Origin of the sequence: Terracoccus sp. 273MFTsu3.1 (genome assembly GCF_000383675.1) — a bacterium.
In the GTDB taxonomy this organism is placed as follows: domain Bacteria; phylum Actinomycetota; class Actinomycetes; order Actinomycetales; family Dermatophilaceae; genus Terrabacter.
In genome coordinates this window covers 595,306-620,804 of the sequence record NZ_KB911820.1, presented here as the reverse complement: position 1 = coordinate 620,804, position 25,499 = coordinate 595,306, and the positions used below count along the sequence as shown (strand labels likewise).

General features: G+C 72.0%; 22 protein-coding genes. 12 read left to right on the top strand and 10 right to left on the bottom strand.

Annotation, left to right across the window (positions count from 1 at the left end):
* The first annotated feature begins 7 nt into the window (after positions 1–7).
* Positions 8–1,237: a non-hydrolyzing UDP-N-acetylglucosamine 2-epimerase gene (gene wecB, locus H283_RS0102855; RefSeq protein ID WP_051103518.1), complete on the top strand. Its 1,230-nt coding sequence runs from the start codon at positions 8–10 to the stop codon at positions 1,235–1,237.
* Entirely contained in the window at positions 1,230–2,516 is a 1,287-nt protein-coding gene (locus H283_RS0102850; RefSeq protein ID WP_020142005.1) for a nucleotide sugar dehydrogenase, read from the top strand. Before wecB ends, H283_RS0102850 begins: the two co-directional genes overlap by 8 nt.
* 33 nt (positions 2,517–2,549) lie before the next feature.
* Here H283_RS0102850 and H283_RS0102845 read toward each other — a convergent pair whose 3' ends face one another.
* Positions 2,550–3,323: an isocitrate lyase/phosphoenolpyruvate mutase family protein gene (locus H283_RS0102845; protein ID WP_020142004.1), complete on the bottom strand. Its 774-nt coding sequence runs from the start codon at positions 3,321–3,323 to the stop codon at positions 2,550–2,552.
* Between the two features lie 93 nt (positions 3,324–3,416).
* On the opposite strand from H283_RS0102845, the gene H283_RS0102840 reads away from it, so the two are divergent.
* Positions 3,417–4,304, top strand: coding sequence for a hypothetical protein (locus H283_RS0102840; RefSeq protein WP_020142003.1), 888 nt, complete (start codon positions 3,417–3,419; stop codon positions 4,302–4,304).
* A 6-nt stretch (positions 4,305–4,310) separates the two neighbouring features.
* Here the strand turns inward: H283_RS0102840 and H283_RS0102835 are convergent, their stop codons facing one another.
* From H283_RS0102835 to H283_RS0102825, 3 genes are all read right to left on the bottom strand, one after another.
* The gene (locus H283_RS0102835) at positions 4,311–6,410 is read right to left on the bottom strand and encodes a multicopper oxidase family protein (RefSeq protein ID WP_081633754.1); all 2,100 of its coding nucleotides are present in this window, start codon (positions 6,408–6,410) and stop codon (positions 4,311–4,313) included.
* Between the two features lie 192 nt (positions 6,411–6,602).
* Positions 6,603–11,519, bottom strand: a complete 4,917-nt coding sequence (locus tag H283_RS0102830) for an ATP-dependent helicase (protein ID WP_020142001.1) — start codon at positions 11,517–11,519, stop codon at positions 6,603–6,605.
* A gap of 46 nt (positions 11,520–11,565) precedes the next feature.
* Positions 11,566–12,579: a family 43 glycosylhydrolase gene (locus H283_RS0102825; RefSeq protein ID WP_020142000.1), complete on the bottom strand. Its 1,014-nt coding sequence runs from the start codon at positions 12,577–12,579 to the stop codon at positions 11,566–11,568.
* A 129-nt stretch (positions 12,580–12,708) separates the two neighbouring features.
* On the opposite strand from H283_RS0102825, the gene H283_RS28340 reads away from it, so the two are divergent.
* The 4 genes from H283_RS28340 to H283_RS0102810 all read left to right on the top strand — a co-directional run bounded on the left by H283_RS28340 (position 12,709) and on the right by H283_RS0102810 (position 16,991).
* Positions 12,709–13,053 (top strand): hypothetical protein, encoded by a 345-nt coding sequence (locus tag H283_RS28340; protein ID WP_020141999.1) that lies wholly within the window; start codon positions 12,709–12,711, stop codon positions 13,051–13,053.
* Positions 13,008–13,775 carry an FUSC family protein gene (locus tag H283_RS23830; RefSeq protein WP_020141998.1) on the top strand — a complete coding sequence of 256 codons (768 nt, stop codon included), beginning with the start codon at positions 13,008–13,010 and terminating at the stop codon, positions 13,773–13,775. The genes H283_RS28340 and H283_RS23830 overlap by 46 nt, the downstream gene beginning before the upstream one ends.
* A 98-nt stretch (positions 13,776–13,873) precedes the next feature.
* Positions 13,874–14,359 (top strand): DUF4333 domain-containing protein, encoded by a 486-nt coding sequence (locus tag H283_RS0102815; protein ID WP_020141997.1) that lies wholly within the window; start codon positions 13,874–13,876, stop codon positions 14,357–14,359.
* A gap of 82 nt (positions 14,360–14,441) precedes the next feature.
* Positions 14,442–16,991, top strand: a complete 2,550-nt coding sequence (locus tag H283_RS0102810) for a DEAD/DEAH box helicase (protein ID WP_020141996.1) — start codon at positions 14,442–14,444, stop codon at positions 16,989–16,991.
* Between the two features lie 26 nt (positions 16,992–17,017).
* Here H283_RS0102810 and H283_RS23825 read toward each other — a convergent pair whose 3' ends face one another.
* Complete coding sequence (locus H283_RS23825; protein ID WP_020141995.1) at positions 17,018–17,458, bottom strand: SRPBCC family protein; 441 nt, start codon at positions 17,456–17,458, stop codon at positions 17,018–17,020.
* 34 nt (positions 17,459–17,492) lie between these two features.
* On the opposite strand from H283_RS23825, the gene H283_RS0102800 reads away from it, so the two are divergent.
* The 4 genes from H283_RS0102800 to H283_RS27505 all read left to right on the top strand — a co-directional run bounded on the left by H283_RS0102800 (position 17,493) and on the right by H283_RS27505 (position 19,853).
* Positions 17,493–18,335 carry an acyl-CoA thioester hydrolase/BAAT C-terminal domain-containing protein gene (locus H283_RS0102800; RefSeq protein ID WP_020141994.1) on the top strand — a complete coding sequence of 281 codons (843 nt, stop codon included), beginning with the start codon at positions 17,493–17,495 and terminating at the stop codon, positions 18,333–18,335.
* A 124-nt stretch (positions 18,336–18,459) separates the two neighbouring features.
* Entirely contained in the window at positions 18,460–18,639 is a 180-nt protein-coding gene (locus H283_RS0102795) for a hypothetical protein (RefSeq protein WP_020141993.1), read from the top strand.
* A 106-nt stretch (positions 18,640–18,745) separates the two neighbouring features.
* Positions 18,746–19,531, top strand: a complete 786-nt coding sequence (locus tag H283_RS0102790; RefSeq protein ID WP_020141992.1) for a DUF1206 domain-containing protein — start codon at positions 18,746–18,748, stop codon at positions 19,529–19,531.
* Between the two features lie 151 nt (positions 19,532–19,682).
* Positions 19,683–19,853, top strand: coding sequence for a hypothetical protein (locus H283_RS27505; protein WP_020141991.1), 171 nt, complete (start codon positions 19,683–19,685; stop codon positions 19,851–19,853).
* 81 nt (positions 19,854–19,934) lie between these two features.
* Here H283_RS27505 and H283_RS0102780 read toward each other — a convergent pair whose 3' ends face one another.
* Genes H283_RS0102780 through H283_RS0102770 form a run of 3 tightly spaced genes read right to left on the bottom strand, consistent with a single transcriptional unit; the run spans position 19,935 to position 22,427 of the window.
* Positions 19,935–20,666: a phosphatase PAP2 family protein gene (locus H283_RS0102780; RefSeq protein WP_020141990.1), complete on the bottom strand. Its 732-nt coding sequence runs from the start codon at positions 20,664–20,666 to the stop codon at positions 19,935–19,937.
* Positions 20,663–21,406 carry a phosphatase PAP2 family protein gene (locus H283_RS0102775; RefSeq protein ID WP_020141989.1) on the bottom strand — a complete coding sequence of 248 codons (744 nt, stop codon included), beginning with the start codon at positions 21,404–21,406 and terminating at the stop codon, positions 20,663–20,665. The genes H283_RS0102780 and H283_RS0102775 overlap by 4 nt, the downstream gene beginning before the upstream one ends.
* Positions 21,399–22,427, bottom strand: a complete 1,029-nt coding sequence (locus H283_RS0102770; RefSeq protein ID WP_020141988.1) for a diacylglycerol kinase family protein — start codon at positions 22,425–22,427, stop codon at positions 21,399–21,401. The genes H283_RS0102775 and H283_RS0102770 overlap by 8 nt, the downstream gene beginning before the upstream one ends.
* 149 nt (positions 22,428–22,576) lie before the next feature.
* Here H283_RS0102770 and H283_RS0102765 point away from each other — a divergent pair, with 149 nt between their 5' ends.
* Complete coding sequence (locus tag H283_RS0102765) at positions 22,577–23,215, top strand: DUF1345 domain-containing protein (RefSeq protein WP_020141987.1); 639 nt, start codon at positions 22,577–22,579, stop codon at positions 23,213–23,215.
* On the opposite strand, the gene H283_RS0102760 is transcribed toward H283_RS0102765, so the two are convergent.
* Together H283_RS0102760 and H283_RS23820 are read right to left on the bottom strand one after the other, a co-directional pair.
* The gene (locus tag H283_RS0102760) at positions 23,212–24,507 is read right to left on the bottom strand and encodes a RimK family alpha-L-glutamate ligase (protein WP_020141986.1); all 1,296 of its coding nucleotides are present in this window, start codon (positions 24,505–24,507) and stop codon (positions 23,212–23,214) included. The genes H283_RS0102765 and H283_RS0102760 overlap by 4 nt on opposite strands.
* Positions 24,508–24,579: 72 nt before the next feature.
* Positions 24,580–25,290, bottom strand: a complete 711-nt coding sequence (locus tag H283_RS23820) for an esterase family protein (RefSeq protein WP_020141985.1) — start codon at positions 25,288–25,290, stop codon at positions 24,580–24,582.
* Positions 25,291–25,499 lie beyond the last annotated feature (209 nt).

Genomic DNA, 25,499 nt, shown 5'->3' with positions numbered 1-25,499 from the left:
CCGGACCATGACCACTGCACAGTCCACCGCCCGTCACCGCGTCATGACCGTCTACGGGACCCGCCCGGAGGCGATCAAGATGGCGCCGCTCGTCGCGGCCCTCGAGGCCGACGACCGCATCGAGCCGGTCGTGGCCGTGACCGGCCAGCACCGCGAGATGCTCGACCAGGTCAACGCGCTCTTCGGGATCCGCCCGGCCCACGACCTCGACCTCATGGCCCCCGGAGCGACGCTCGCCGAGATCACGGCCCGCACGGTCCTCGCCACGTCCGCGCTCCTGCGGGAGACGCGGCCCGACGTCGTCGTCGTCCAGGGCGACACGACGACGGTGCTCGCGACGGGGCTCGCCGCCTTCTACGAGCACATCCCCGTGGTGCACCTCGAGGCAGGACTGCGCACGGGTGACGTGCGATCGCCCTTCCCCGAGGAGGCCAACCGACGCCTCACCGCGCCGCTCGCCGACCTGCACCTCGCCCCGACGGCGACATCGAAGGTGAACCTCGTCCGCGAGTCGATCGACGCGGGCCGCGTGCCCGTCACCGGCAACACCGTCATCGACGCGCTCCAGTGGACGACCGCCCAGCCCGTCGAGTTCGAGGACCCTCGCGTGGCCGAGGCCGTCGAGGACGCGGCGGGTGGGCGCGACCTGCTCCTCGTCACCTCCCACCGCCGTGAGTCGTGGGGGCCCCGGATGGTCGAGACGATGACCGCGATCCGGCACCTCGCGCTCGACCGACCCGACCTGCAGGTGCTCCTGCCGATGCACCGCAACCCGATCGTCCGTGACGTCATCGAGCCGCTCCTCGGGTCGCTCGGCAACGTGCTTCTCACCGAGCCGCTCGACTACCACCAGTTCGCGCACGCCCTCGCCGGCGCGACCGTCGTGCTCACCGACTCGGGCGGCGTGCAGGAGGAGGCCCCGAGCCTCGGCAAGCCGGTGCTCGTCATGCGCGACACGACGGAACGGCCGGAGGCCGTCGAGGCCGGGACGGTCCGCCTCGTCGGCACCGACGGCGCGACGATCCGCGCCGCGGTCGAGGAGCTGCTCGACGACGTCGATGCCTACGCCGCGATGGCCAACGCCGTGAACCCCTACGGGGACGGTCGGGCCGCCGAGCGGTCGGTCGCCGCCATCGCCGAGCTGCTCGGCCTCGGCCACCGGGCCCCCGACTTCGACCCGATCGAGTCGGCGCGGGAGGCTGCGTCCGACAGCGACTCCCGACTGGTCCGTGTCTGACCGGCGACGCCACGACGTCGTCGTCGTGGGGCTCGGCTACGTCGGCCTCCCGCTCGCGCAGGCCGCGGTCGGGGCGGGCCTGTCCGTCGTCGGCCTCGACTCCAGCGGCGCCGTCGTGACCTCCCTCGCGGCGGGTCGGTCCCACGTCGACGACCTGACCGACGAGGACGTGACGAAGATGCTGGGCGCCGGCTTCGAGGCGACGACCGACCCGACGTGCCTCGCCGAAACCTCCGCGGTCGTCGTCTGCGTGCCGACGCCGTTGGGCGACGAGGGCGGCCCCGACCTCGCCGCCGTCCGTGCGGCCATGACCGAGCTCTCCCGACACCTGACCCGCGACACCCTCGTCGTCCTCGAGTCGACGACCTATCCCGGCACGACCGACGAGGTGGTGCGCCCGATCCTCGAGACGTCCGGTCTGCGCGCCGGCGTGGACTTCGCCCTCGCCTTCTCGCCGGAGCGCGTCGACCCGGGCAACACGGCATACGGCATCGGCAACACCCCGAAGGTCGTCGGCGGCCACACGCCCGCGTGCACGCAGACGGCCTGCGCCTTCTACTCGCGCTTCGTCGACACCGTCGTGCCGACGCGGGGCACCCGCGAGGCCGAGACGGCCAAGCTGCTCGAGAACACGTACCGCCACATCAACATCGCGCTCGTCAACGAGATGGCGCGCTTCTGCCACGACCTCGACATCGACCTGTGGGAGGTCATCGCGGCCGCACGGACGAAGCCCTTCGGCTTCCAGGCGTTCTACCCGGGTCCGGGTGTCGGCGGCCACTGCATCCCGATCGACCCGAACTACCTGTCGCACAACGTGCGCACGAGGCTCGGCTATCCCTTCCGCTTCGTCGAGCTCGCCCAGGAGATCAACGCCTCGATGCCGGCCTACGTCGCACGGCGCGTGCAGGACGCGCTCAACGAGGACGGCAAGGCGCTGCGCGGGGCGCGGGTGCTGCTGCTCGGCGTGACGTACAAGGCCGACATCGCCGACCAGCGCGAGTCGCCCGCCGTCCCCGTCGCCCGCCGCCTCCTCGAGCAGGGCGCACGGCTGTCGTTCCACGACCCCCTCATCGACCACTGGGACGAGCTGGGTCCCGACCTCGGCGACGCCGCGACGTCGGTGGCCGACCTCGATGGGGCCGTCGGGGACGCCGACGTCGTCGTGCTGCTGCAGCGCCACCGCGGCTACGACGTCGACGCACTCGCACGGGCGTCACAGCGCTTCCTCGACACCCGCGGCGTCGTCACGCCGGGCGAGCACGCCGAGCGTCTCTGACGCCCTTCCTTGTCTTCGCGAGACGCGAAGTGCTCAGTTGAGCTTGCGGGTGCCCTCGGGCAGCGCGCCACCGGCGTAGACGTCCTCGGCGAGCCGGGCCAGAGCGGTCAGCGCGACGTTCTGGCTCCACGGCCCGTAGGACACCCGGGCGACCCCGAGACGCTGGAGCGTCGCGAGGTCGAGAGAGCCGGGCACGGCGATGACGGTGAGCTTCTGCGGCCCCAGCTCCTCGACGAGCCGGCTCACCGTCGGCTCGTCGAGCTTGCCCGGAACGAAGACCGTCGAGGCACCGGCGTCGAGGTAGGCACGACCCCGCTCGACGGCGTCGGCGAGCACGTCGGCGGGGTCGCGATCGCCCGCCCTGACGTACGCGTCGGTGCGGGCGTTGAGGGCGAACGGGATGCCGGCCCGCTCTCCCGCGGCGACGGCCGCCTCGACGGCGCGGACGGCGTCGGGCAGCGGCTTCATCTGGTCCTCGAGGTTCGCGCCGACGATGCCGACGTCGATGGCCCGGGCCACGGTCTCGCCGGCGTCGCCGTAGCCGGCCTCGAGGTCGGCCGTCACCGGCAGGTCGACGGCGGCGGCGATCCGCCCGACGGCCTCGATCATGAGGTCGCGCGGGATCTGCTCGCCGTCGGGGTAGCCGTACGACGCCGCGATCGAGTGGCTCGCGGTGGCGAGCGCCTTCGTGCCCGGGGTGTCGGCCACGACGCGGGCGGTGATGACGTCCCAGACGTTGACGACGAGCAGCAGCTCGGGGTCACGGTGCAGGCGCTGGAGCTCGTGGGCCTTGGCGGCGGTGTCCATCTCTGCGGTCCTCTCGGTCGCGGTGCTCGACGGTTCGACGGTACCCGGACGCGACGAGGCTCTGACGTCCTCGCTCGCGGCTAGCATCGCGACGTGATCGGGTCCTACGCCTCCGCTGGTGCCTGGGGTGCCCGCAACGGTCCGGCCCTGATCCGGCGGATGCTCGACCGGGAGCGCGCCGGCACGTACGCTCTGCTGCTCCTCGCCGAGCTCGGGGTCCTCGCCGTCTTCGCGGGCGTGTGCGTGGCGCTCCTCGTCGTGACACGCGACGAACCCCTCTGGCTGCGCGCGCTCGGCGTCGGCACCTTCGCGATGGCCACCTGCGGCGCCGCCGTGTGGGTCGTCGAGGCGATCTCCCGCTGGTCGTGGAGCGTGCGGCGCCCGGGACGGCTCGTCCTCGCCTCGGCCCCGTCCGGCGCAGCGTCGACCGCCGTCCTCCGTTCGCGCGGGTCGTTCGCGACGCCGCTGGCCAATGCGGTCCTCGTGACGGGGTGGTGCGCCTTCATGGTCGTGCTCACGGCGGCCGCGCCCGTGGCAGCCGTGGTCTTCGGCCTCCTCACGCTCGCCTCCTGCGCCCGGCTGGCGCCCTTCGTCCTGGGGCGCGCCTCGGCGGGCGGGGTCTACCTGACGCCGACCGCCGTCGAGCTGCGCTGGGGCGTGCGATCGGCGAGTGTCCCCTGGGAGACGGTGCTGGGCGCGCCCGACGACCTCGCGCACGGCCTGGCCGGAGCGACGGCCGCCTCCGGTGCCCGGACCTTCCCGGTCGACGTGCCCCACGACGTCACCGACCAGCCCGTCGCCGGCCGGGTCGCGGTCCCGGTCGCCTACCTCTGGCTCCGGGCGGACGAGCTCTCCGAGCTCATCGGGTGGTATGCCGCCCAGCCGGCTCTGCGGGCACGCCTCGGCACGCAGGAGTCCCTCGCGTGGCGGCCCACGGCGCCGAGCGCCGGGACGATGACCGACGGCGACCCGTTCTCCTGAGCCCGGTCAGCCGGCCGGCTGGCCCTGCTGCTCGGGTCCGATCCGGTAGGGCCGCATCATCTCGTTGTCCTCGTGCTCGACGATGTGGCAGTGCCAGACGAACTGGCCCGGGTTGCTGAACCTGGCCCGGATGCGCGTCACCTCGCCCGGGTAGGCGATGACGGTGTCCTTGACGCCGCTCTCCCACGCCTCGGGCGGGCGCGGATCGCCCGCCAGCCGGGACGGTGGTTCGGTCTCACCGTCCTCGTTGGTCACCAGCGCCTGGCGATCGACCACCTCGAACGTCGTCTCGTGGACGTGCATGGGGTGGGCGTCGGCCGTGAAGTTGTGGAACTCCCAGATCTCGGTGTCTCCGACGCGAGGAGTCTCGGTGACCGGGTCAGCCCACATGTGGTGCTCCGGGCTCCCGTCGCGGTCCACGGTGCCCAGCATCGCCTCGGCGGGCCCGTCCCAGGCGACGGACATCATCTCGAGCAGTGCGAGCGACCGGATGCGCGTCTCGACGGGCAGCGGCGTGAGGGCCGGAAGGCGCAGGAACCGGGGTGGCGTCGTGGGGTCGGGCCCGGTTGCCGGCACGACCCGGAACTGCAGGACCTGGCCGGTCGTGCCGGGGTCAGCGGCGTCGAAGTCGTTGTCCGGCTCCCCACCGCCGAAGGGCTCGTCGGGGCCGATGTTGGCCAGGACGTGGTTCCCGACGGGCACGTGCGTGAAGTCGACGACGAGGTCGGCTCGCTCGGCAAGGCCCATCAGGAGCCGGTTGTCGTGGTCGGCAGTGAGGTTCACCGGCTCAGTCAGGAAGCCGCCCTCGTTGCCGATGGCCCAGACCTCCACGCCAGGGATGTGGGCGAAGTCGAGGATGAGGAAGCGGGACTGGCAGCCGTTCAGGAAGCGGAACCGGTACCGGCGCTGCTCGACGGCCTGGAAGGGCCACGTGTTGCCGTTGACCATGATCATGTTGCCGAAGAACTCGGGATTCCAGATCGGTGAGAGGTCCGTGTCCGGGACGAAGCCGGGGTCCGTCGCCGTGGCCCCGTCGAAGAACTCGCGGCTGTCGGGGTAGAAGAGGGAGCCGTCCTCGTTGAACGCCCGGTCCTGGATCGCGACGGGGATCTCGTAGTACGTCTTGCTCGACGGGAACCGGTCCCCCTCCGCCGGAGCCGGACCGGGAAGCACGGCGGGCACGCCGGAGCGGACGTCGATGACGGCCTTCTCGCCCTGGGGGCCCCCACGGACGAGGAAGAACCCTGCCGGCCCTGCATAGACGTTGAGTCGGGTCATGCCAAGCGTGTGGTCGTGGTACCAGAGTGTCGACGCACGTTGGTCGTTCGGGTACTGGAAGACGGCGTACCCGGGTCCCCAGGAGGCGCCGAAGCGGGCCGACGCCTTGGCGGCGAAGAAGTCGTACCAGCTGCCCCTCGTGGCATGGCCGATCGGGAGGTCCTGGGCTGCCGGAAGGAACCAGGCCTCTGGGTAGCCGTCGCTCTCGTCCCCGACCCCGACCGCTCCGTGGAGGTGCGGCACCATCGGCACGGGACCCGTGTAGGGACCCGGAGTCGCCTCGAAGTCCGGCCGCGAGTCGCGACCTCCGACCCCACCCGGCGGGTTGGCCCAGTGCAGGGTGGGGTCGACCGGCAGCAGGTGCGGCAGGTAGTTCCCAGCGGCGTCCACAAGACCGTTGACCCACTTGACCCGCACGGGACGGTCCCAGCTCGACTCGATGGTCAGCGACGGAGCGTGGTGCAGCAGCTGCCCCTTCCTGCTCCCCGACGACACCGCGCCGTAGCCCCACACGGTCGTGGCCGGTAGTCCGGTAGGAAGGATCTGCTGCGAGAACTGCCGGACGGAGATCTCGTAGTAGTCGACCGGCTTGCCACCCCTGCGCTTGATGGTCCCCGCACGCGGCATCACCGGTGGTATGAGCAGCGGCGTCACGAACTTCGGCACCACGCTCGGGTCCATCGTGCCGCCGGGGACGACGGCCACCGCCTGTCTCGTACCTGCCGGTCCGTAGGCGTAGAGCACGAACCCGGCCCCCGCCACACCTGCCGCCCTGATGAAGCTCCGTCGGCTCAGCGGCCGACTGCCCAGCTCTCCAAGATCGTTCATCCTGGCCACCACCCAGATCCCTGCACCTACCCGACGGCGCCCCCCTCAGCGCCACGCTGCCGTTGTCGTCGATCTCCCCCGATCTCCTCAGCGTGACACCGCGGCTGGGAGATCGCTGGGAAACCCACGACAGGGGGCGCGCGACGAGCGTCTCGTGCGTCACACCGGTGCCTGGGCACGCTCGAGGCCGCCTCAACGACGCAGGCGCAGACCTCGTGGTGTCATGTGGAAGCCGGCCTGCGACAGGGCCTGCACGAGTGGGTGGTCGGAGCCGAGCACCGAGGCGCCGTCGGCCTTCTCGACGGTGAGTCGACCGAGGGCTCCCTCGCGGACGGCGAGCGCGAGCGCGTCGGCCGCAGCCTGGAGGTGCTCGGGGTCGTCGGACCAGCAGAGCATCGTCTTGCCGCCGCGCTCGACGTAGAGGACGAGCTCGCCGTCGACGAGGACGACGAGGGCCCCTGCCTTGCGACCGGGCTGGTGGCCCTTGCGACGGGACGCCTTCGGTGCGGCCTCGTCGTGGGCGGGTGAAATCGCCTCGGCGGCCGGCTCGTCCGCGGCGTCGGTCAGCCCGCGCTCGGGCCAGCCGATGGCGGCGCCGTAGGGGTTGGCCGGGTCGCTGGCCGCGAGCACCAGCGCCGGGGGCCCGGAACGTTCCCGGCCGCGCGCACCGCCTCGGCCGGGCGTGGCAGAGGACGAGGACGACGGCGCCAGCCACTCGTCACCGTCCGCGGCGTCGACCCGTCGTCCACCATCGTCACCACCGGGGAGTCGCGACATCGACCGGAGCCGGTCGACGGCTCCGGTGGAGGCGAACTGCGAGGCGCCGAGACCCTCGACGAAGTAGCCGCGCCGCACCTTGCCGGCCTCCTCGGCCGCGGCGAGCACGCGGTAGACGGCCGCGAAGCCGCCGGGGACGTCCTCGGTGACGACCGACCCGCGCGTCAGGACGCCGTAGCGGTCGAGGAGCAGCTCGGCGTTGGTGACGGCACGCACCGTCGGGTCGGACTCGGCGGGCGGGAGCATGGTCCAGCGGCCCACGCCAGTCGAGGGCCCCGACCCGACCGCGCGACCCGCCGCCAGCGCCTTGCCCGACGCAGCCTCCTCCGCGGCCTCGACCTGGGACGGGCTCGTGCCGGCGAGGGGACCGCGCAGCGAACCGAAGCGGCCCAGCGAGCCCCGGCGGCCGGCATACCGGCTCGACCGGGGTCCGGACGTCGTGCGCTTGTGGGCGGTGCGGCCACCTGCGAGGAGGGCGCGCAGCGGCGCGATGGTGTCGTTGGTGACGCGCCCCGACCACAGCAGCGACCACAGCGCGTCGTTCAGCTCGGTGTCGCCGAGGCCCACGCGCGTCGAGAGCGCCCGGAAGAAGTAGGCGCCGCCGCCCTCGAGCGCCTCGAGGACGGCCTGCTCGTCGTCGGTGAGGTCGACGACCTCGGGTGGGGTCAGCGTCAGGTGCGCGGCGTCGGCGAGGTGGAGGCTGACCCAGCCGTCGTCGCCGGGCAGGGACCCGTGGCCGCGCCAGACGACCTCGCCCGAGCTCATCACCTCGTCGAGGAGCGCGGGCCGGTAGTCGGCGACACGTGCCGGAAGCACCAGTGACTCGACGGCGCTCGCCGGCACGACGGCGCCGGTCAGCTGCTCGACGGCACGGAGCAACCCCTCCCGGCCACGCAGGCCGCCGCCGACGCCCTGCCACTGCGGGAGGAAGCGTGCCAGGTCGGGCTGGGCGACCGGCTCGACCTCGTGGCGCAGCGCGGCGAGCGAGCGGCGCCGGAGCAGCCGCAGCACCTCGGCGTCGCAGAACTCGGGGCCGTGCCCGCCGCCGTTCTCGGTGGGGAGCAGCTCGCCCTCGACGACCCGACCGGCGGAGACGAGGCGGCGCAGCGCATCGTGGACGACCGCCGGCCCCACGCCCCACCACGCCGCGACGGTCTGGACGGCGAAGGGCCCGTGGGTGCGGGCGAAACGCGCGACGAGGTCGGCGAGCGGGTCGGGCACCGGGTCGAGGAAGGCCTGCGGCACGCCGACCGGCAGCGCGGTGCCGAGGGCGTCGCGCAGCCGCGCGGCGTCCTCGATGGCGGCCCAGCGGTCGTCGCCACCGACGCGCACGGCGATGACGCGGCGTGCCGCCTCGAGCTCGGCGAGCGCCGCCTCGACGGCGGCCGGCGCGAAGCCCTCGGCCGCACGGGCGACGATGTCGCGCACCGACAGCGGGCCGAGCACCCGGAGCAGGTCGGCGACGTCCTCGCCGTCACGGGCACCCCGCTCGGGCGTCAGCCGCTGGAGCTCGGCCTCGGTGCGGGCGACGGCCTCGGGGTCGAGCAGGTCGCGCAGCGCGAGCGCCTCGCCCTGGCCGAGCAGCTCGGACAGCAGGGACGGGTCGAGCGCGAGCGCCGCGGCCCGGCGCTCGGCCAGCGGCGAGTCGCCCTCGTAGAGGTACTGCGCGACGTAGCCGAACACGAGCGACTTGGCGAAGGGGCTCGGCTGGCTGGACTCGACGTCGACGACCTTGACCGCGCGGGAGCGGATGTCGCCCATGAGCTCGACGAGGCCCGGCACGTCGAAGACGTCCTGGACGCACTCGCGCACGGCCTCGAGGACGATGGGGAAGCTGGGGTACTGGCTCGCCACCTCGAGCAGCTGGGCGGCGCGCTGTCGCTGCTGCCAGAGCGGCTGGCGCTTGTCGGGTCGACGCCGGGGCAGCAGGAGCGCCCGCGCCGCGCACTCCCTGAACCGCGCTGCGAACAGGGCCGATCCGCCGATCTCCTGCGTGACGAGCTCGCTCACCTCCTCGGGCTCGAGGGTGACGAGCTCGACGAGCTGCTGACCGACGGCGGCGCCGTCCTCGAACTCGAGGTCGGGCAGGCGGAAGACGATGCCGTCGTCGCCGTGCATGGCCTGGACGTCGATGCCGAAGCGCTCGCGCATGCGTGCCGCGACGCAGAGCGCCCACGGTGCGTGGACCTGGCCACCGAAGGGCGAGAGCACCGCGACACGCCAGTCGCCGATCTCGTCACGGAAGCGCTCGACGACGATGGTGCGGTCGTCGGGGACGTGCCGCGTCGCCTCCTTCTGCTCGGTGAGGTAGCCGATGAGGTTGTCGGCGGCCCACGCGTCGAGCCCGGCGGCGGTGACCCGCGCGCGGGCCCGCTCGGGCGTCAGGGCCACGATCTCGCGGACGAACCCGCCGAGGGCGCGCCCCAGCTCGGCCGGCCGGCCCTGCTGGTCGCCCTTCCAGAAGGGCAGCTTGCCCGCCTGTCCCGGCGCCGGCGTGACGAGGACGCGGTCGTGGGTGATGTCCTCGATGCGCCACGTCGACGTGCCGAGGGTGAAGACGTCGCCGACGCGCGACTCGTAGACCATCTCCTCGTCGAGCTCCCCGACCCGGCGACCGGGCCCCTCGCCGGAAGCGAGGAACACGGCATACAACCCCCGGTCGGGGATGGTGCCCCCGCTCGTGACGGCGAGGCGCTGGGCCCCACGGCGGCCGGAGAGCGTGTCGGTGACGCGGTCCCAGACGATGCGGGGGCGCAGCTCGGCGAACTCGTCGGACGGGTAGCGCCCGGCGAGCATGTCGAGCGTCGCCTCGAGGACCGAGCGCGGGAGCGCGGCGAAGCTCGCGGCCCGGTGCACGAGGGCTTCGACGTCGGTGACGGTCCAGTCGTCCATGGCGCACATGGCCACGACGTGCTGGGCCAGCACGTCGACGGGGTTGGCCGGGATGCGCAGCGACTCGATGGCGCCGGCGCGCATGCGCTCGACGACGACGGCGGTCTGCACGAGGTCGCCGCGGAACTTCGGGAACATGACGCCCTGGCTGACGGCACCCACCTGGTGGCCCGCCCGACCCACGCGCTGGAGCCCGCTCGCCACCGACGGCGGGCTCTCGACCTGGATGACGAGGTCGACGGCGCCCATGTCGATGCCGAGCTCGAGGCTGCTCGTCGCGACGACGGCGGGCAGGCGCCCGGCCTTGAGGTCCTCCTCGATGGTGGCCCGGTGCTCCTTGCTCACCGACCCGTGGTGGGCACGGGCGAGCACCGCCGGCGCGCCGCGGGAGACCCCCGCCTGGGCCATGACCTGAGCGGGCGGCCGCGTCGAGAGGGCGGCGAGGCTGGGGACCGGGAGGTCCTCCTGCTCGGCGAGACGCTCCTCCCAGATCTCGTTGAGGCGAGAGGTGAGCCGTTCGGCGAGCCGGCGCGAGTTGGAGAAGACGATGGTCGAGCGTTGCTCGGCGATGAGGTCGACGATGCGTTCCTCGACGTGCGGCCAGATGCTCGCCTGCGGCGCCTGGCCCGCAGCCGGCCCCGAGAGGTCGGGCACACCCGGTGAGATCTCGGCCGGGGCGCCGCCCAGCTCGCCCATGTCGGGGACGGGGACGACGACCTCGAGGTCCCACTGCTTCGTCGACTCCGGCTGGACGATCTCGACCGGCCGCCCGCCCGCGAGGTAGCGCGCGACCTCCTCGACGGGACGCACCGTCGCCGACAGGCCGACACGCTGGGCCGGGGTGGGCAGGAGGGCGTCGAGGCGCTCGAGGCTGAGGGCGAGGTGGGCGCCGCGCTTGGTGCCCGCGACGGCGTGCACCTCGTCGATGATGACCGTCTCGACCCCCTTGAGGGCCTCCCGCACCGAGGACGTGAGCATGAGGAAGAGCGACTCGGGCGTCGTGATGAGGATGTCCGTGGGCGTGCGGGCGAAGGCCCGTCGCTCGTTGGCCGGGGTGTCGCCCGAGCGGACGCTGACGGTGATGTCGGGCGGCGCCAGCTCGAGCCGTGTCGCGGCGTGGCCGATGCCGACGAGGGGCGCGCGGAGGTTGCGCTCGACGTCGACCGCGAGCGCCTTCATCGGTGAGACGTAGAGGACTCGGCACCGCTCGAGCCGCTCCGCGGGGACCGGCTCGCTCGCCATCCGGTCGATGGCCCAGAGGAAGGCCGACAGGGTCTTGCCGGACCCCGTCGGGGCGACGACGACGGTGTGGTGGCCCGAGCTGATCGCGTCCCACGCGCCGGCCTGGGCGGTCGTGGGCGCGCTGAAGCTGCTCCGGAACCACTCTGCGGTCGCCGGAGAGAATCGGTCGAGCACGTCGGCCCGTCTGCCCTTCGCCATCGGGGTCAGCCTGCCATCCCCCGCCGACACCACAAGGGCCGCTGCCTCAGGAGAGGTACGGGGTGCCGCCGCTCCACTTCAGGACGCCGGTCCAGGCGGGCCGGACGAGCGGGTCGGCCGTCTTGCGCACGTGGAAGGCGACGCGGAGCACGCCGCCGTCGTTGATCACCTCGGCGCCGCCCGGACCGCAGAAGCGGTCGGTCGTCGAGATGCCCATGCCGCCGACCCAGCGCGGGTTGCCGAGGGCGAAGAGGTCGTTGCCCGACCAGACCTGCGTGGCGTAGTTGCAGTCCTTGTAGCCGTTGCGCGACACGAAGAGGTGCACCTTGCCGGCGGAGTCACGGTAGACGTCGGGAGCCTCGGCGACGGCGGAGCCGATCCGGCTCGCGCTGAGGACGACCTTCGGTGAGCCGGCCAGGGTCGTGCCGGCCGAGTTGTCGACGCGCACGGCCATGATCTGGAAGCGGCGCGGGCTGTAGTTGCCGATCTTGTAGACGAGGTAGCGGTTGCCGTAGCGGGTGCGGTACTCGACCGGGTCGATGGCCTCGGAGTAGCCGGCCGGCGGGCAGATGAGCGGCGTCGACACCGGGCTGAACGGGCCTGTCGGCGACGACGACCGGGCCGCGCCGATGCAGTGCTTATCGTGGTTCGCCGTGCCGGGGGCCTCGCGGCGCGCGGCGAAGTACATCGTGAAGCGCTCGGAGCCGGGCGTCGTCGCGGTCTGGAAGACGTGCGGGGCCCACAGCTGCGCGGGCGAGCTGTCGGTTGCCTCGAAGGTCCAGGCCGGGCGGGCGTTCATCGAGGTGCCGACGACCGCGAAGCCCGAGCCGGGCGAGGCCGAGCGAGCGACGCGGAAGCCGCCGCCCGTGGCGTACAGGTAATACTTCGTGCCCTGGGCGCGCGTCGTGAACTTCGCGAAGCCCGGGTCCGGGAAGTCCTTGACGATGACGTTGCGGGCGCTCGCGCCGGTCGTGACGGCCTGCGCGGGCGCGCTCGCGAGCGATCCGGTGAGGGCGACCGCCGCGACAGCGAGGGCAGCGGCGACTGCTGGCTTCTTCATGAGGTGTTCCCCTGTTTCCCCTGGACAGACCGGGCTGCGTGCCCGGTCAGCGCGATTCTGCGCCCTCCGGGTCGGCCGCGTCGATGGGTAGCCCTACCCGGATCCGGGCGAGTCCTAGAGTGGAGATCGATGAACCCCGCCCCGGTCCCGCCCCCTCAGCCCACACCCCGACCGGCCTGGACGGGACTGCTGCGGTGGGGACCGCACGGCGGCGCCCACCGGGTCGCGCTCCGCGCCGGGCTGTCGGTCCTCGTCCCCCTCCTCGTGCTCGTGCTGGTCGGTCGCGTCGAGTGGACGCCGTATGCCGCGTTCGGAGCCTTCACCTCGCTCTACGGACGCAACCACACCCGCCCCGAGCGGGCCGGGATGCAGGTCGTGGCTGGCGGGTTCCTCACTCTCGCAGTCACACTCGGCGTCGTCGTGTCGCCGTGCCGGGCTCACGCTGGCTGGTCGTCATCCTCGGCGCGCTCCTAGCGGCTGCCGGTTCGCTCACCTCTGACGCGTACCGGTGGCACCCGCCGGGGCCGCTCTTCCTCGTCTTCGCCTTCGCCGTCTGCGCCATGGTCCCGGCCGTCCCGACGACCGTCCCGGTCGCGGCCGGCGTCGCCGCGGCGAGCGTGCTCGTGTCGCTCGCCATCGCCCACGTCGGGGCCCTGGGACACCGCGACGGCTGGCACCGGCCGCAGCTGCCCGCACCGCGCTTCCGCGACGCGTTCGAGGCGCCGGGGGCCCGAGCCCACCTCATCCGGCACGTCGTCGCGCTCCTCGTGGCCGGGGCGGTCGCGACAGGGCTCGACTGGCAGCACCCCTACTGGGCCATGGTCGCTGCGGTGACCGTCCTGTCGGGACCGGACCTCACGTCCCGCCTCACGCGAGGCGTGCACCGCGTCGTCGGCACGGTCCTCGGCCTCGCCGTGGCGGCGCCGATCCTCGCCTGGGCCCCGCAGGGCGTCTGGGCGGTGCTCGTCATCGTCGTCCTGCAGGTGCTCACCGAGCTCGTCGTCGGGCGCAACTACGCCGTGGCGCTGCTCTTCATCACCCCGCTCGCCCTGATGATGGGCCAGCTCGTCCACGCCGCCCCGGAGGTTCCGCTGCTGCGCGACCGCCTCCTCGAGACGGTGCTCGGAGCCCTCGTCGGCGCCGTCGTCCTCCTCCTCGTCCCGGATCGCCTCCGGGCCGCTCCGTCCGGTTCGTGACGAATCGTGATCCCCGAACCCCTCACGTCACGAGGTCAGCGGCCCTAGCATCCGGGTGCCGCCGTTGCTGCACGTCCCGATCCCCTGCCGAGGCCCCCATGAGCGACCCGAACCCCAGCCCGAACCCCGCGCCGTACGCGTACTACGGGCAGCAGCCGGCCACCGGCCCCGTGGCCGCACCCGGGCCCATGCTCGTGGGACCGACGTCGAACGCGTACCGCGGTCTGACGATCGCGGCCTTCGTCATGTCGGCGCTGGCCCTGCTGGGCGTCGTCGCGATCGCCGGGCTCGGGCTCCTCGCCTCCCTGGGCCCGGGCGACGGCACCGGGGGGATGGTTCCCCTGACGGGCACGCTCCCGAGCACGACGACGCTCGCCCCCCTGTCGGGCGCCGACCTCGAGCGGGCCGTCTCCACCCGGATCACCCAGGACGGAGCCGGCGCGGTCGACATGACCTGCCCGGAGACGCGGCAGGTGACCCAGAACGTCACGACGGTCTGCCACGGCACGATCGACGGCGACGAGTGGGCGGTCGTCGTCTTCTTCGAGGACGACAACGGCACCTTCACCCTGCTGCCCGCCTGACGGCTCGGTCGACCCGGAACCCGGAACCCGGAAACCGCGCCGGGACGATTCGGTGCACGTCCCGGCCCGGCGGCATACTCACGTGGTGACGAAGAACCTCAGCGAGCGCATCCCGCGGGACCCCGATCCCGACGGCCTCTACGAGGTCTTCACCGAGTGGACGACCGAGCGGGGGCTGACCCTCTACCCGCACCAGGAGGAGGCGTTCCTCGAGATCCTCAGCGGCAGCAACCTCATCCTGTCGACGCCGACCGGGTCGGGGAAGTCGCTCGTCGCGACGGCCGCCCACCTCACCGCCCTCGCCGACGACCGCGTCTCCTTCTACACGGCACCCATCAAGGCCCTCGTCTCCGAGAAGTTCTTCGCGCTCTGCGAGCAGTTCGGCGCCGACAACGTCGGCATGATCACCGGCGACGCGTCGGTCAACGCGGACGCCCCGATCATCTGCTGCACCGCCGAGATCCTCGCGAACCTCGCTCTGCGAGAAGGCAGCTCGGCTGACGTCGGTCTCGTCGTCATGGACGAGTTCCACTTCTACTCCGAGCCCGACCGCGGGTGGGCGTGGCAGGTGCCGATCATCGAGCTGCCCCAGGCCCAGTTCGTCCTCATGTCGGCCACGCTCGGCGACGTCACGATGTTCACGGACGACCTGACCCGACGCACCGGCCGCTCCACGGCCGTCATCAGCGGCACCGAGCGTCCCGTCCCCCTCGAGTTCTCGTATGCCGTCTCGCCCCTCCACGAGACCATCGAGGAGCTGCTCGAGAAGGACCGCGCGCCCGTCTACGTCGTCCACTTCACGCAGGCGGCCGCCCTCGAGCGTGCCCAGAGCCTCATGGCCGTCAAGATCACGACGCGCGAGGAGCGTGAGGCCATCGCCGAGCGCATCGGCGCCTTCCGCTTCGGGGCGGGCTTCGGGCGCACCCTCTCGCGACTCGTGCGGCACGGCATCGGCGTGCACCACGCGGGCATGCTGCCGAAGTACCGCCGCCTCGTCGAGCAGCTCGCCCAGGACGGCCTGCTCAAGGTCATCTGCGGCACCGACACGCTCGGCGTCGGCATCAACGTGCCGATCCGCACGGTCCTGCTCACCGGCCTGACGAAGTTCGACGGCACGAAGCAGCGTCTGCTCAAGGCCCGCGAGTTCCACCAGATCGTCGGCCGGGCCGGCCGCGCCGGCTTCGACGCCCGCGGCTGGGTCGTCGCCCAGGCCCCCGACCACGTCGTCGAGAACCTCCGCGCCGTCGAGAAGGCCGGCGACGACCCCAAGAAGCAGAAGAAGATCCAGCGCAAGAAGGCGCCCGACGGCTTCGTCAACTGGTCGGAGGAGACGTTCGAGCGGCTCATCGTCGCCGAGCCCGAGCCACTGCAGCCGCGGATGAAGGTCTCGCACTCGATGCTCGTCAACATCCTTGCCCGAGAAGGCAACCCGGTCGCCCATGCCGCGCGGCTGCTCTCGGACAACCACCACGAGGCCAAGGACCAGCGGCGCCTCCAGCGGCACGCCCTCGTGCTCGCCAAGGAGCTCATCACGTCCGGCGTCGTCGAGCGACTGGCGTCGGCCGAGGACTCGGGCCGGCGGCACGCCCTGACGATCGACCTCCAGCGCGACTTCGCCCTCAACCAGCCGCTCGCGCCCTTCGCGCTCGCCGTCATGGACACCCTCGACCCCGAGAGCGACAGCTACGCCAAGGACCTCGTCTCGGTCATCGAGGCGATCCTCGAGGACCCGAGGCAGGTGCTGTGGGCCCAGGAGTTCAAGGCGCGTGGCGAGGCCGTCGCGGCGATGAAGCTCGACGGCGTCGAGTACGAGGAGCGGATGGAGCGGCTCGAGGAGGTCACCTGGCCCAAGCCGCTCGCCGAGCTGCTCGAGGTGACCCTCACGGCCTACCGCCAGAGCCATCCGTGGATCTCGCAGGACGCCCTCTCGCCGAAGTCCGTCGTCCGCGAGATGTACGAACGCGGCATGACGTTCAACGAGTTCGTCTCCTACTACGGCCTGTCCCGGTCCGAGGGACTCGTCCTGCGCTACCTCACCGACGCCTACCGCACCCTGCGCCACACCATCCCCGAGGGCAACCGCACCGAGGAGCTCGAGGACGTCATCGAGTGGCTCGGCGAGCTGGTGCGTCAGACCGACTCGAGCCTGCTCGACGAGTGGGAGGACCTCGTCAACCCGAGCGACGCCGTGCTCGCCCAGACCGACATCGCCCCACCGGCGCGCCCGATCACCGGCAACGAGCGCGCCTTCACCGTGATGATCCGCAACGCGATGTTCCACCGGGTCGAGCTCGCCTCCCGCGACGAGTGGGAAGCGCTCGGCCAGCTCGAGGCCCGTGTCGCCGAGCTGACGGAGCCGCCGCAGAAGGTCGTCATGGACGCGCAGGCGTGGAACGACGCGCTCGGCGCCTACTACGACGACCACGACGCGATCGCGACCGACCAGGGTGCGCGCTCACCGGCGCTCCTCCAGGTCGAGCGGACACCGACCGAGTGGCGGCTGCGCCAGGTCGTCGTCGACCCCGACGACGACAAGGACTGGGGCATCACGGCCGTCGTCGACCTCGCGGCGAGCGATGACGCCGGCGCTGCCGTCCTCACCGTGACGGCCTTCGAGCGCCTCGGCGGCTGAGCCGGCCCCGCCCGGGAGACCGGGCGTCAGGCGGACTCGGCCAGCCGCTTGAGCTCTGCCATCGCCCCCGTGGTCTGGTCGGGCAGCTGGCGCCGGATCACCGGCGTCAGCACCTTGCCGAAGCCCTTGGTGTCGATGGTGATCGTGTGGGTGAGCGTGGTCTGCTGCGGTGTCGGGCCCGGCGCGATGTCGAAGTCGACCGTGACGTCCATCATCTTGTCGGTGAAGCGGTTGGTGAGCTTGCGGTCCTGCTCGCGCGCGACGACCGAGCCGTCCATGACGCCCGTCCGGCTGCCGTCCTTGTAGTGGTACTTCAGCCTCGTCCCGACCGCCGTCGGACCGCCGGAGAGGTTGTCGAGCTGCGTGCACCGCTTCAGCCACTCCGGCGCTCGCGTGACGTCGTCGAGGATGGCGAAGACCGCTGCGGGAGGGGCGTTCACGGTCTCGGTGTGCGAGTAGTCGGGCATGGGTTCATGCTGCCACCATCGATAGGTTGGAGGCGTGGATCTACGAACCCGCCCCTACGACCACGACGGCGTCCTCGTCGCCCCGGCCGACGGCGGCAACGGCACCGGGGTGCTCGTCCTGTCCGGCTCGAGCGGGCGCGTCGAGGGCGACCGGGCGCGGCTGCTCGCCGGCGCCGGCGTGACCGCCGCCCTGACCTACCGCTGGTTCGGCGGCGAGGGCCAGCCGACCGGCATCTGGGAGTACCCCCTCGAGGCCTTCGCCCCGGCCGTCGCCTCGCTCGCCGAGCGCTGTGACCGCGTCGTGCTCATGGGCGTCTCGAAGACGGCCGAGGCCTTCCTCGCGTATGCCGCCGACGACCCGGCCGTCGACGCCGTCGTCGCGCTCGCGCCGAGCCACGTCGTGTGGGGCAACGTCGGCGCCGGACCGGACGGCGAGCTGCGCCCGCAGCACTCGTCGTGGTCCCGGGCCGGTGACCCGCTCCCGTTCGTGCCCTACGACGACACGGCCGAGCCGGCCGGTGACCCTCCGGCCTTCACCCCCGTCTACACCCAGAGCCTGCGCGCCGCCGCCGAGCGGGTCGTGGCCGCGACCATCCCCGTCGAGCGCTTCTTCGGCGACGTGCTGCTCGTGGCGGGCGGTGACGACCAGGTCTGGCCGTCGGTGACCTTCGCGGAGGCCGTCCGGGACCGGCGGCGCGCCCTCGACCTGCCCACGACGCTCGTGACCCACCCGGGGGCCGGGCACCGTGTCGTCCTGCCAGGTGAGCCCGTCCCCGGCGGCGGCCAGCGGATGGCCCGGGGTGGCACCGAGGCGGCCGACCGCGAGCTCGGCGAGCGCGCGTGGCCCGAGATCCGCCGCGTTCTCGACCTCGCCTGAGCGGGATGCCACGGATCTGAGGCGCCTGGGCGGACGGCATACGCCATCCTTCCGATGTGGCGGGGCGGGCCTCAGGCCGACGGTGGAGAGGTCAGCACGACAGCGACCTCGAAGGATCACCACCATGCTCTCTCCGCACATCGTCAGCGCCCTCCTCGCCCAGCGCGAGGCCGACCTCGAACGCCGGGCGGAGCTCGCCCGGCTCCGGCACCCGGAGCCCGAGCCGGAGCCGGCGACGCCCCCCAGCGGGAGCCGCCGCACGGCACGTCTCCGCGGCCGCCGCCGACACCTGCGCGTCGTCTGACGCCCTCCGCCCGAGAAGTGCGCGTCCGCCGTGCCAGTTCCCTGCCCCACGTGGGTATGTTCCCCAGTGGCCCATCGGGGACCCCTCTACCGACAGGATCACGTGCATGGACTCCACAGACGTCAAGGCCGCATCTGCGCGCGCGGGTGACCACCCGGCGCTCGAGACGGCAGCACGCATCGGCTACGCCGTCAACGGCGTGCTCCACATCATCATCGGCGCCATCGCCCTGCGACTCGCCTTCGGCTCGAAGGGCACGAGCGCCGACCAGTCCGGCGCCCTGGGCTCGATGGCCGACAACGGGTTCGGACTCGTGCTTCTCTGGGTCGCCGTCATCGCCTGGCTCGGGCTCGCGCTCTGGCAGGTCACGGAGGCCATCTCGGGAGGCTGGGAGACGAGTGACCGTCTCAAGGCGGCCGGCAAGGCCCTCGTCTACCTCGCGCTGGCGTGGACCGCGTTCCGGTTCGCGAGCGGCAGCGGCTCGTCGAGCAAGAGCCAGACCACCGACTTCACCGCTACTCTCATGAAGCAGCCCGCCGGCCAGTGGCTCGTCGCCCTCGTCGGCCTCGCCGTCATCGGGGTCGGCGTCTACCACGTCGTCAAGGGCTGGAAGAAGACGTTCCTCCGGGACCTCGAGTCGCACCCGGGCGAGTGGATCGTCAAGGCCGGACGCGTCGGCTACATCGCCAAGGGCATCGCCCTGGCCATCGTCGGAGGCCTCTTCGTCCTCGCCGCCGTGCGGCACAAGCCCAGCGAGGCCCGCGGCCTCGACGGTGCGCTGCGCAACCTGCTCGGAGCCCCGGGCGGCCCGGTGCTGCTCGCCCTCGTCGCGCTCGGCCTCATCGCCTTCGGCGTCTACTCCTTCGGACGCGCTCGCCACGCCGACGTCTGAGCCCGTCGCCGACGCCGACGCCGACGCCGACGCGACACGGCCCCGAGCACCCGGACATTTCCGGGCACTCGGGGCCGTTTCCGTGTCGGGTGCATCACCGGCGCCTCCCGCTGCTCTGTGTCTTCACGCATCACGAGTGCAGGAGGACACCATGAACACGACGTACCTGAACGAGGCCATCGCCCGCCAGCGCACCGCCGACCTCGGTCGCCGGACCCGGCGCGCCCAGCGACCCGTCGTCGACCCGCAGACGACGCCTCGCCGCGGCATGATCCTCATCCTCGGGTGGCGGCTGCACCGGTCGCAGGTGTCCCCCGGGTAGAGCGCCGCGGGAACGACAACGGCGATGGCCGGCAGCCCGAATCGGGCTCCCGGCCATCGCCGTTCGTGGGTCGCGGTCGCGTCAGCGCGAGACGGCCTCCCGCACGGCAGAGGCCGCGCGGTCGCCGGTCGTCCGACGGCGCAGGTAGTTCCACGCGAGCAGCGCGCACACGATGCCGTTGACCATGCCGACGAGGATGTCGACGAGGTGGTGCATGCCGCGGTAGAGCCGGGCATAGCCGACGAGGAGCGGCACGATCGCACAGACCACGGTCACGACGCGACGCAGCCACACCGTCTCGATGCGCTGGGCCATCAGCGCGAAGGTCAGGTAGAGCGCGGTCGAGGCGCCCATGTGCCCGCTGGGGTAGCTCGACGTCGGGGGTGCCGGGTCGAGGTGCTCGACCGTCGGGCGCTTGCGGTCGGTGAGGGTCGTCGCGGCGACGAAGACGCTCGCCTGCGCGGCGATCGCGATCGCCGGGATGATGGCATACCACCACTGCTTGGTGCGCCACCACACGATGGCCACGACGACGACGCAGACGCCGATGACGATCTCGGTGTTGCCGATGTGCGACCAGACCGCCGTGATCGAGTTCATCGTCGCGGTGCGGCCCGCGGCGACGGACTTGCTCAGGTCGTTCTCCCACGGGAGGTCCTTGAGGGGGCCGACGATGAGGAAGCCGAGCCCGACGATGAGACCGAAGAGGACGACGGCGGGCGCCAGCACCCGCAGCGCGATGTCGCGGAGGGCCGACCCGACGGTCGGTCGCGAGGAGTCGATCTCGTAACGGTGGACGAAGGTGTGGTTCACGTGCTGCCTTTCGTTGACTCGGGCCCGACGTCCCCCTCCGGCGGAGGGGACTCGTCCGGACTCTGGGGGTTCCACCCGAGGTAGCCGATGTAGGACGCCGTGCCCAGGCCGATGCCGAAGAGGATCCCGGCCAGGACGTCCGAGGGGTAGTGCACGCCGAGGAAGACGCGGTCGAGGGCCGTCAGGACGACGTATGCCGTGAGGCCGGCCACGAGCCAGCGGCGGGCGACGGGGGTCAGCAGCGGCCAGAGCAGCAACGTCATCACCGTCGCGATGGCCGCGGCGTTGGCCACGTGGCCGGAGGGGAAGCTGTAGCCGGGGGCGTGCGAGACGGGGTCGCTGACGACGGGGCGGGACCGCCGGACGACCTCCTTGAGGACGAGCTGGAGGTTCCAGGCGACCATCATCGTGAGGAAGGCCCAGAGGCAGCGGGTCGCGAGCTCACGGTGACGGCGCCACACGACGAGGCACACGGCCGAGGCGACGATGTAGACCCACTTCGGCTGGGTGGCCTCCTGCCACACGAGCAGGACGGTCTTGAGCCACGGGTTGTCGCGGGTGATGTCGGTCGCCGCGACGATGAGCCGCTCGTCGAGCTCGATGACGGGCAGGAACTTCTCGCGCACGACGAACGCGAGGGCCGTGACGGGGATCGCGAAGGCGAGCCCGAACCCGACGGCCTTGAGCAGGCGGCGGCCGCGACCCGCGGGTCGCCGGCCGTCAGGACGTCGCTCAGCCAACCCGGACCACCAGGGAGTCGGGGAGGATGCGGATGCCCAGAGAGACGTGCTCGCCGATCGGGTCGCCGTCGATCTCCGCCTCGACGGGTCGGCCCGCCGTCACGGTGAACTCGCGGCCGCGGAAGCGGTCGAGCCGGCCGTGACCGGCGCGGTGCCGGGTCACGAGGTCGGAGATGACCGACAACCAGCCCCAGGCGCCGTTGGGGGCGACGACGACGGCGTCGAGGATGCCGTCGTCGATCTTCGCCTCGGGCATCAGCTCGAGGCCTCCCTGCAGGGTGCCGCAGTTGCCGATGACGACGGTGCGCGCGTGGCGCCTGACCGACCCGCTGTGCTCGTCGTGGTTGCGCTCGTGGTCGCCGCTCTCGCCCGTCACACCGGAGCCGCCCTTCGAGGCGACGTCGACGCGGAAGCCGCGGCTGAAGACCTGGCGCAGGGCGCTGAAGACGTAGGCCACCCAGCCGACGGCGGCCTTGACCTTCTCGTTGGTGCCGGCCATGACCTGGCCGTCGAGGCCGAGCCCGGCCATGACGAGGAAGACCTCCTCGTCGTCGTCGACCTTGGCCCCGCCGTCGTGCGTGCCGTGGCTCTCGCGCGGCTCGATCGGCTTGTCGGCGACACGCATGAGGCCCACGTCGATCCGGCGGTCGGTGCCACCGAGCATCGCCTCGACGGCGTCCTCGAGGGAGTCGACGGGCAGGCCGAGGTTGCGGGCCAGGAGGTTGCCCGTGCCGCCGGGGAGCAGACCGAGGGCGACGTCGGAGCCGACGAGCGCCGAGGCGACCGCGCGGACGGTGCCGTCACCGCCGAGCGAGGCGACGACGTCGGAGCCGGCGCGCACCGCCTCGCGGCCCTGCTTCTCGCCGGTCTCCTGCTCGGTCGTCTCGATCCACGAGGGGTCCTCCCAGCCGTGCCGGGCCGCGGCCTTGGCCACGAGCTCCTGGGTGGCGACGAGGTCGTCGACCTTGACCGGGTTGTAGACGACGGTGAGGCTGCGACGAGCGCTGGGCGTGTCCGACATGGTGGGGATCCTAGGGCTCGGGGCGTGAGGGGGGCGGCCGTCGAGCGGGGCCGATGCGTGACATACCCCGACCCGGCACCCAGCCGACCACCAGCGCACCACCAGCCGGCGTCCAGCCTCGGGGGTCCGTGCGGCGGTAGCCTCCGAAGGTGCCCACCATCCGACGTCGTCTCGCACTCGCCGTCCTCGTCGGGGTGCTCGCCGGGGTCTTCGTGCCGCTGGGGCCCGCGCACGGCTTCCTCGTCCACGGGCTCTCCGGCTTCGTCGTCGCCGGGCTCGCCTTCGCCGTGCCGCTGCTCGTCCACATCCTCGGCCACGACGCTCCCGCGACGCGGGAGAAGGTGCAGGGCCGCGACGGCGATGCCGCGTGGTACGACGTCGTCGTCATCCTCGTCGGGCTGGCCAGCCTCGCAGGCGTGACGATCCTCCTCGTCGGCGGGCGCGCCCTCGGCGGCGCCGAGGTCGTCGACGCGGTCGTCGGGGTCGGCGCGGTCGCGGTCGGCTGGCTCTGCGTCCACACCGTCTACGTGCTGCGCTACGCCCGCGTCTACTACGCGAGCCCGCGCCCACCCATCGACTTCAACCAGGACGAGGACCCGACCTTCTCGGACTTCGCCTACTTCTCCTTCAACCTCGGCATGGCCTACCAGGTCTCGGACACCGACCTCAAGAGCTCGGACGTGCGCCGGGTGGTGCTCGGGCACACGCTGCTCGCCTACCTCTACGGCACCATCGTCATCGCCGCGACGATCAACCTCGTCGCGGGCATCGGTGGCTCGATCGGCTAGGAGATCCCGAACCGAGCCTTCTCGTCCGTGACCCACAGGCCGATGAGGCCGCCGAAGTGGGCCATGAACCGGTCGCGTTCGTGTGCCGGGTAGGTCGTGACGACCGTCGAGCGGAGCAGGTTGGCGAAGACGTCGGACTGCACCCACTCGAGCACCGCGGCGTCGAGGTGCGGCAGGTGCCGCTCGCACCACGCCCAGTAGGCGGCCGTGTCGAAGTACTCGTCGGCGATCGCCAGGAACGCGTCGAGCTTCTCCTCGTCGGTGAGGTCGTCCCGGTCGGCGACGTCGAAGTAGCGGCGCATCTCGAGGTCCATCGGACCGCGGCGACCGGTGATGACGCAGAAGGTCGACCACCGCACGAGCGCCTTGATGGCCCACGGGAAGTAGTAGTGCAGCGACGTGACGGCGACGTCGGGGCAGGCGTTGGCGTAGTCGATCGGGTAGACGTCGTCACCCTTGACGAGCATCTCGCACGAGTTGAACTCCCAGCCGAACATCGCGTTGACGATGCGGCTGATGGCCGCGGTCTGCTTGCCGGCCGACGGTGACAGGAAGTCGTAGCTCACGGCATACCGGTTGTGCATCGGCTGCTCGGGCCGGAAGTCCATGACCATCGTCTCGGGACCGATCGACAGGGCCCGGGCGAAGTGGTCGTACTCGATCGTCGACTGCAGGTGCATCAGCATCTCGCCGGACTCGTCGTAGGCCTTGACGAGGTCCTTCTCGTCGTTGATCCGGGAGACACCGCGCCAGCCGCCGCCGTCGAAGGGCTTCATGTACATCGGGTAGCCGAGCCGGTTGGCGATCGCCTTGAGGTCGAACGGACGGTTGTACTTCGCGGACGTGTAGGCCCAGCGGACGTTGTCGACGGGGTGCTTGTAGGGCACGAGCCACGTCTCGGGGACCTTGAGCCCCAAGCGCATCAGGGCCACGTAGGCGCTGTGCTTCTCCATGGACTGGAAGGTGAAGGGGCTGTTGAGCAGGTAGGTGTCGTTCATCAGCGCGGCCTTCTTGAGCCACTCGCGCGGGTGGTAGTACCAGTACGCGAGGCGGTCGATGACGAGCTCGGTGCGCACCGGCTGGCGCAGGTCGAACGGCTCGATCGTGAGGCGCTCGCTCGTCAGCTCGTGGGTGACGCCGTCGTCGGTCGTGATGGGTCCGACGAGCGCGAGCAACGCCTCGAAGGCGGTGGGCCAGTCCTCCTCGGCTCCGAGCAGGAGACCCACGAGGTGCGTCCTCGTCGACGAGGTGCTCGATGCGGCGGACGGGTCCTGCTGTGCGGTGTCGGTCATCGTGGTGCTCCTACCGTCGGGGGTCGGGTCATCGACTGCGATCCTTGCAGGAACGGCGGCATCTGTCGCCGGTCAGCGGGTGCCGGGGCGGCCGAGCAGGTCGAGGAGGCACGGGTCGAAGGCCGCCTCCCACGAGCGCCAGTAGTGGCGCCCCGGCAGCTCGGTGAACGACACGTCGTGGCCGCTCGCGGCAAGGGTCTGCGCCATCTGGCGGTTGTTCGTCAGGTTGCCCTCCGCGGTGCCGCACGTCATGACGATGCGCGCGTCGGTGCGTCGCCGCCGGACCCGCCTGACGTTGGTCACGAACGTCGTGACGCGGTCCCAGAACTCGAAGTCCTCCTCGTCGTCGACGCGCTTGCGGAAGAAGGACCCGGACTGCAGGAAGAGCCCTCCGAACGTCCCCGGGTGCAACCACTCCGCCTGGAGCGAGGCGAGCGCCCCCAGGCTCGCTCCCATGAGGGTCGGCCTCCCGTCGATGGCGTATGCCGTCCCGACGGTCGGGAGCACGTGCTCGGTGAGCGCTTCGGCCCAGAGGGGGTTGGCGGCATACCGCTCGTTGCGCGGGCCGGGCTCGAGCAGGACGACGCGGGTCGGCGGGACGCGCCCGGCCTCCGTCGCGGCCCTGAGGACGGAGAGGAGGTGGGCGCGGCGGGAGTACTCCGGGCCGTCGTGGGCGACGAGCAGCGGGAGCGGTTGGTCGCGGCGCGTGCCGATCGGGGTGACCACCGCGATCTCGACGTCCCCGACCGGGGTGCCGGTCACCGTGAGCTTGCTGCGCGCCATGCGGTGACCCTACGTGCGGACGCCGACGCGGACGACCTAGGCCGGCACGGCTGTTGACTACCTGTCGAGTTCCGCTGCGGGCGAGAGGAATTCGTTGTCCACAGCTGGCGTCCATCCCTTGCGTTGCGTTCGAACACATGTTCTAATTGATGGACTGAACCCCCATCCGGAGGAGCCTCGCGTGCCCTACACCCCGACGCCACCCGAGC

Excerpts from the sequence above, each read along its gene's own strand:
- H283_RS0102760 (WP_020141986.1), bottom strand. The coding sequence starts at position 24,507 with ATGACCGACACCGCACAGCAGGACCCGTCCGCCGCATCGAGCACCTCG.
- H283_RS0102835 (WP_081633754.1), bottom strand. The coding sequence starts at position 6,410 with ATGAACGATCTTGGAGAGCTGGGCAGTCGGCCGCTGAGCCGACGGAGC.
- H283_RS27505 (WP_020141991.1), top strand. The coding sequence starts at position 19,683 with ATGAACACGACGTACCTGAACGAGGCCATCGCCCGCCAGCGCACCGCC.
- H283_RS28340 (WP_020141999.1), top strand. The coding sequence starts at position 12,709 with ATGAACCCCGCCCCGGTCCCGCCCCCTCAGCCCACACCCCGACCGGCC.
- H283_RS0102825 (WP_020142000.1), bottom strand. The coding sequence starts at position 12,579 with ATGAAGAAGCCAGCAGTCGCCGCTGCCCTCGCTGTCGCGGCGGTCGCC.
- H283_RS0102845 (WP_020142004.1), bottom strand. The coding sequence starts at position 3,323 with ATGGACACCGCCGCCAAGGCCCACGAGCTCCAGCGCCTGCACCGTGAC.
- H283_RS23825 (WP_020141995.1), bottom strand. The coding sequence starts at position 17,458 with ATGCCCGACTACTCGCACACCGAGACCGTGAACGCCCCTCCCGCAGCG.
- H283_RS0102830 (WP_020142001.1), bottom strand. The coding sequence starts at position 11,519 with ATGGCGAAGGGCAGACGGGCCGACGTGCTCGACCGATTCTCTCCGGCG.
- H283_RS0102795 (WP_020141993.1), top strand. The coding sequence starts at position 18,460 with ATGCTCTCTCCGCACATCGTCAGCGCCCTCCTCGCCCAGCGCGAGGCC.
- H283_RS0102815 (WP_020141997.1), top strand. The coding sequence starts at position 13,874 with ATGAGCGACCCGAACCCCAGCCCGAACCCCGCGCCGTACGCGTACTAC.
- H283_RS23820 (WP_020141985.1), bottom strand. The coding sequence starts at position 25,290 with ATGGCGCGCAGCAAGCTCACGGTGACCGGCACCCCGGTCGGGGACGTC.
- wecB (WP_051103518.1), top strand. The coding sequence starts at position 8 with ATGACCACTGCACAGTCCACCGCCCGTCACCGCGTCATGACCGTCTAC.
- H283_RS0102770 (WP_020141988.1), bottom strand. The coding sequence starts at position 22,427 with ATGTCGGACACGCCCAGCGCTCGTCGCAGCCTCACCGTCGTCTACAAC.
- H283_RS0102790 (WP_020141992.1), top strand. The coding sequence starts at position 18,746 with ATGGACTCCACAGACGTCAAGGCCGCATCTGCGCGCGCGGGTGACCAC.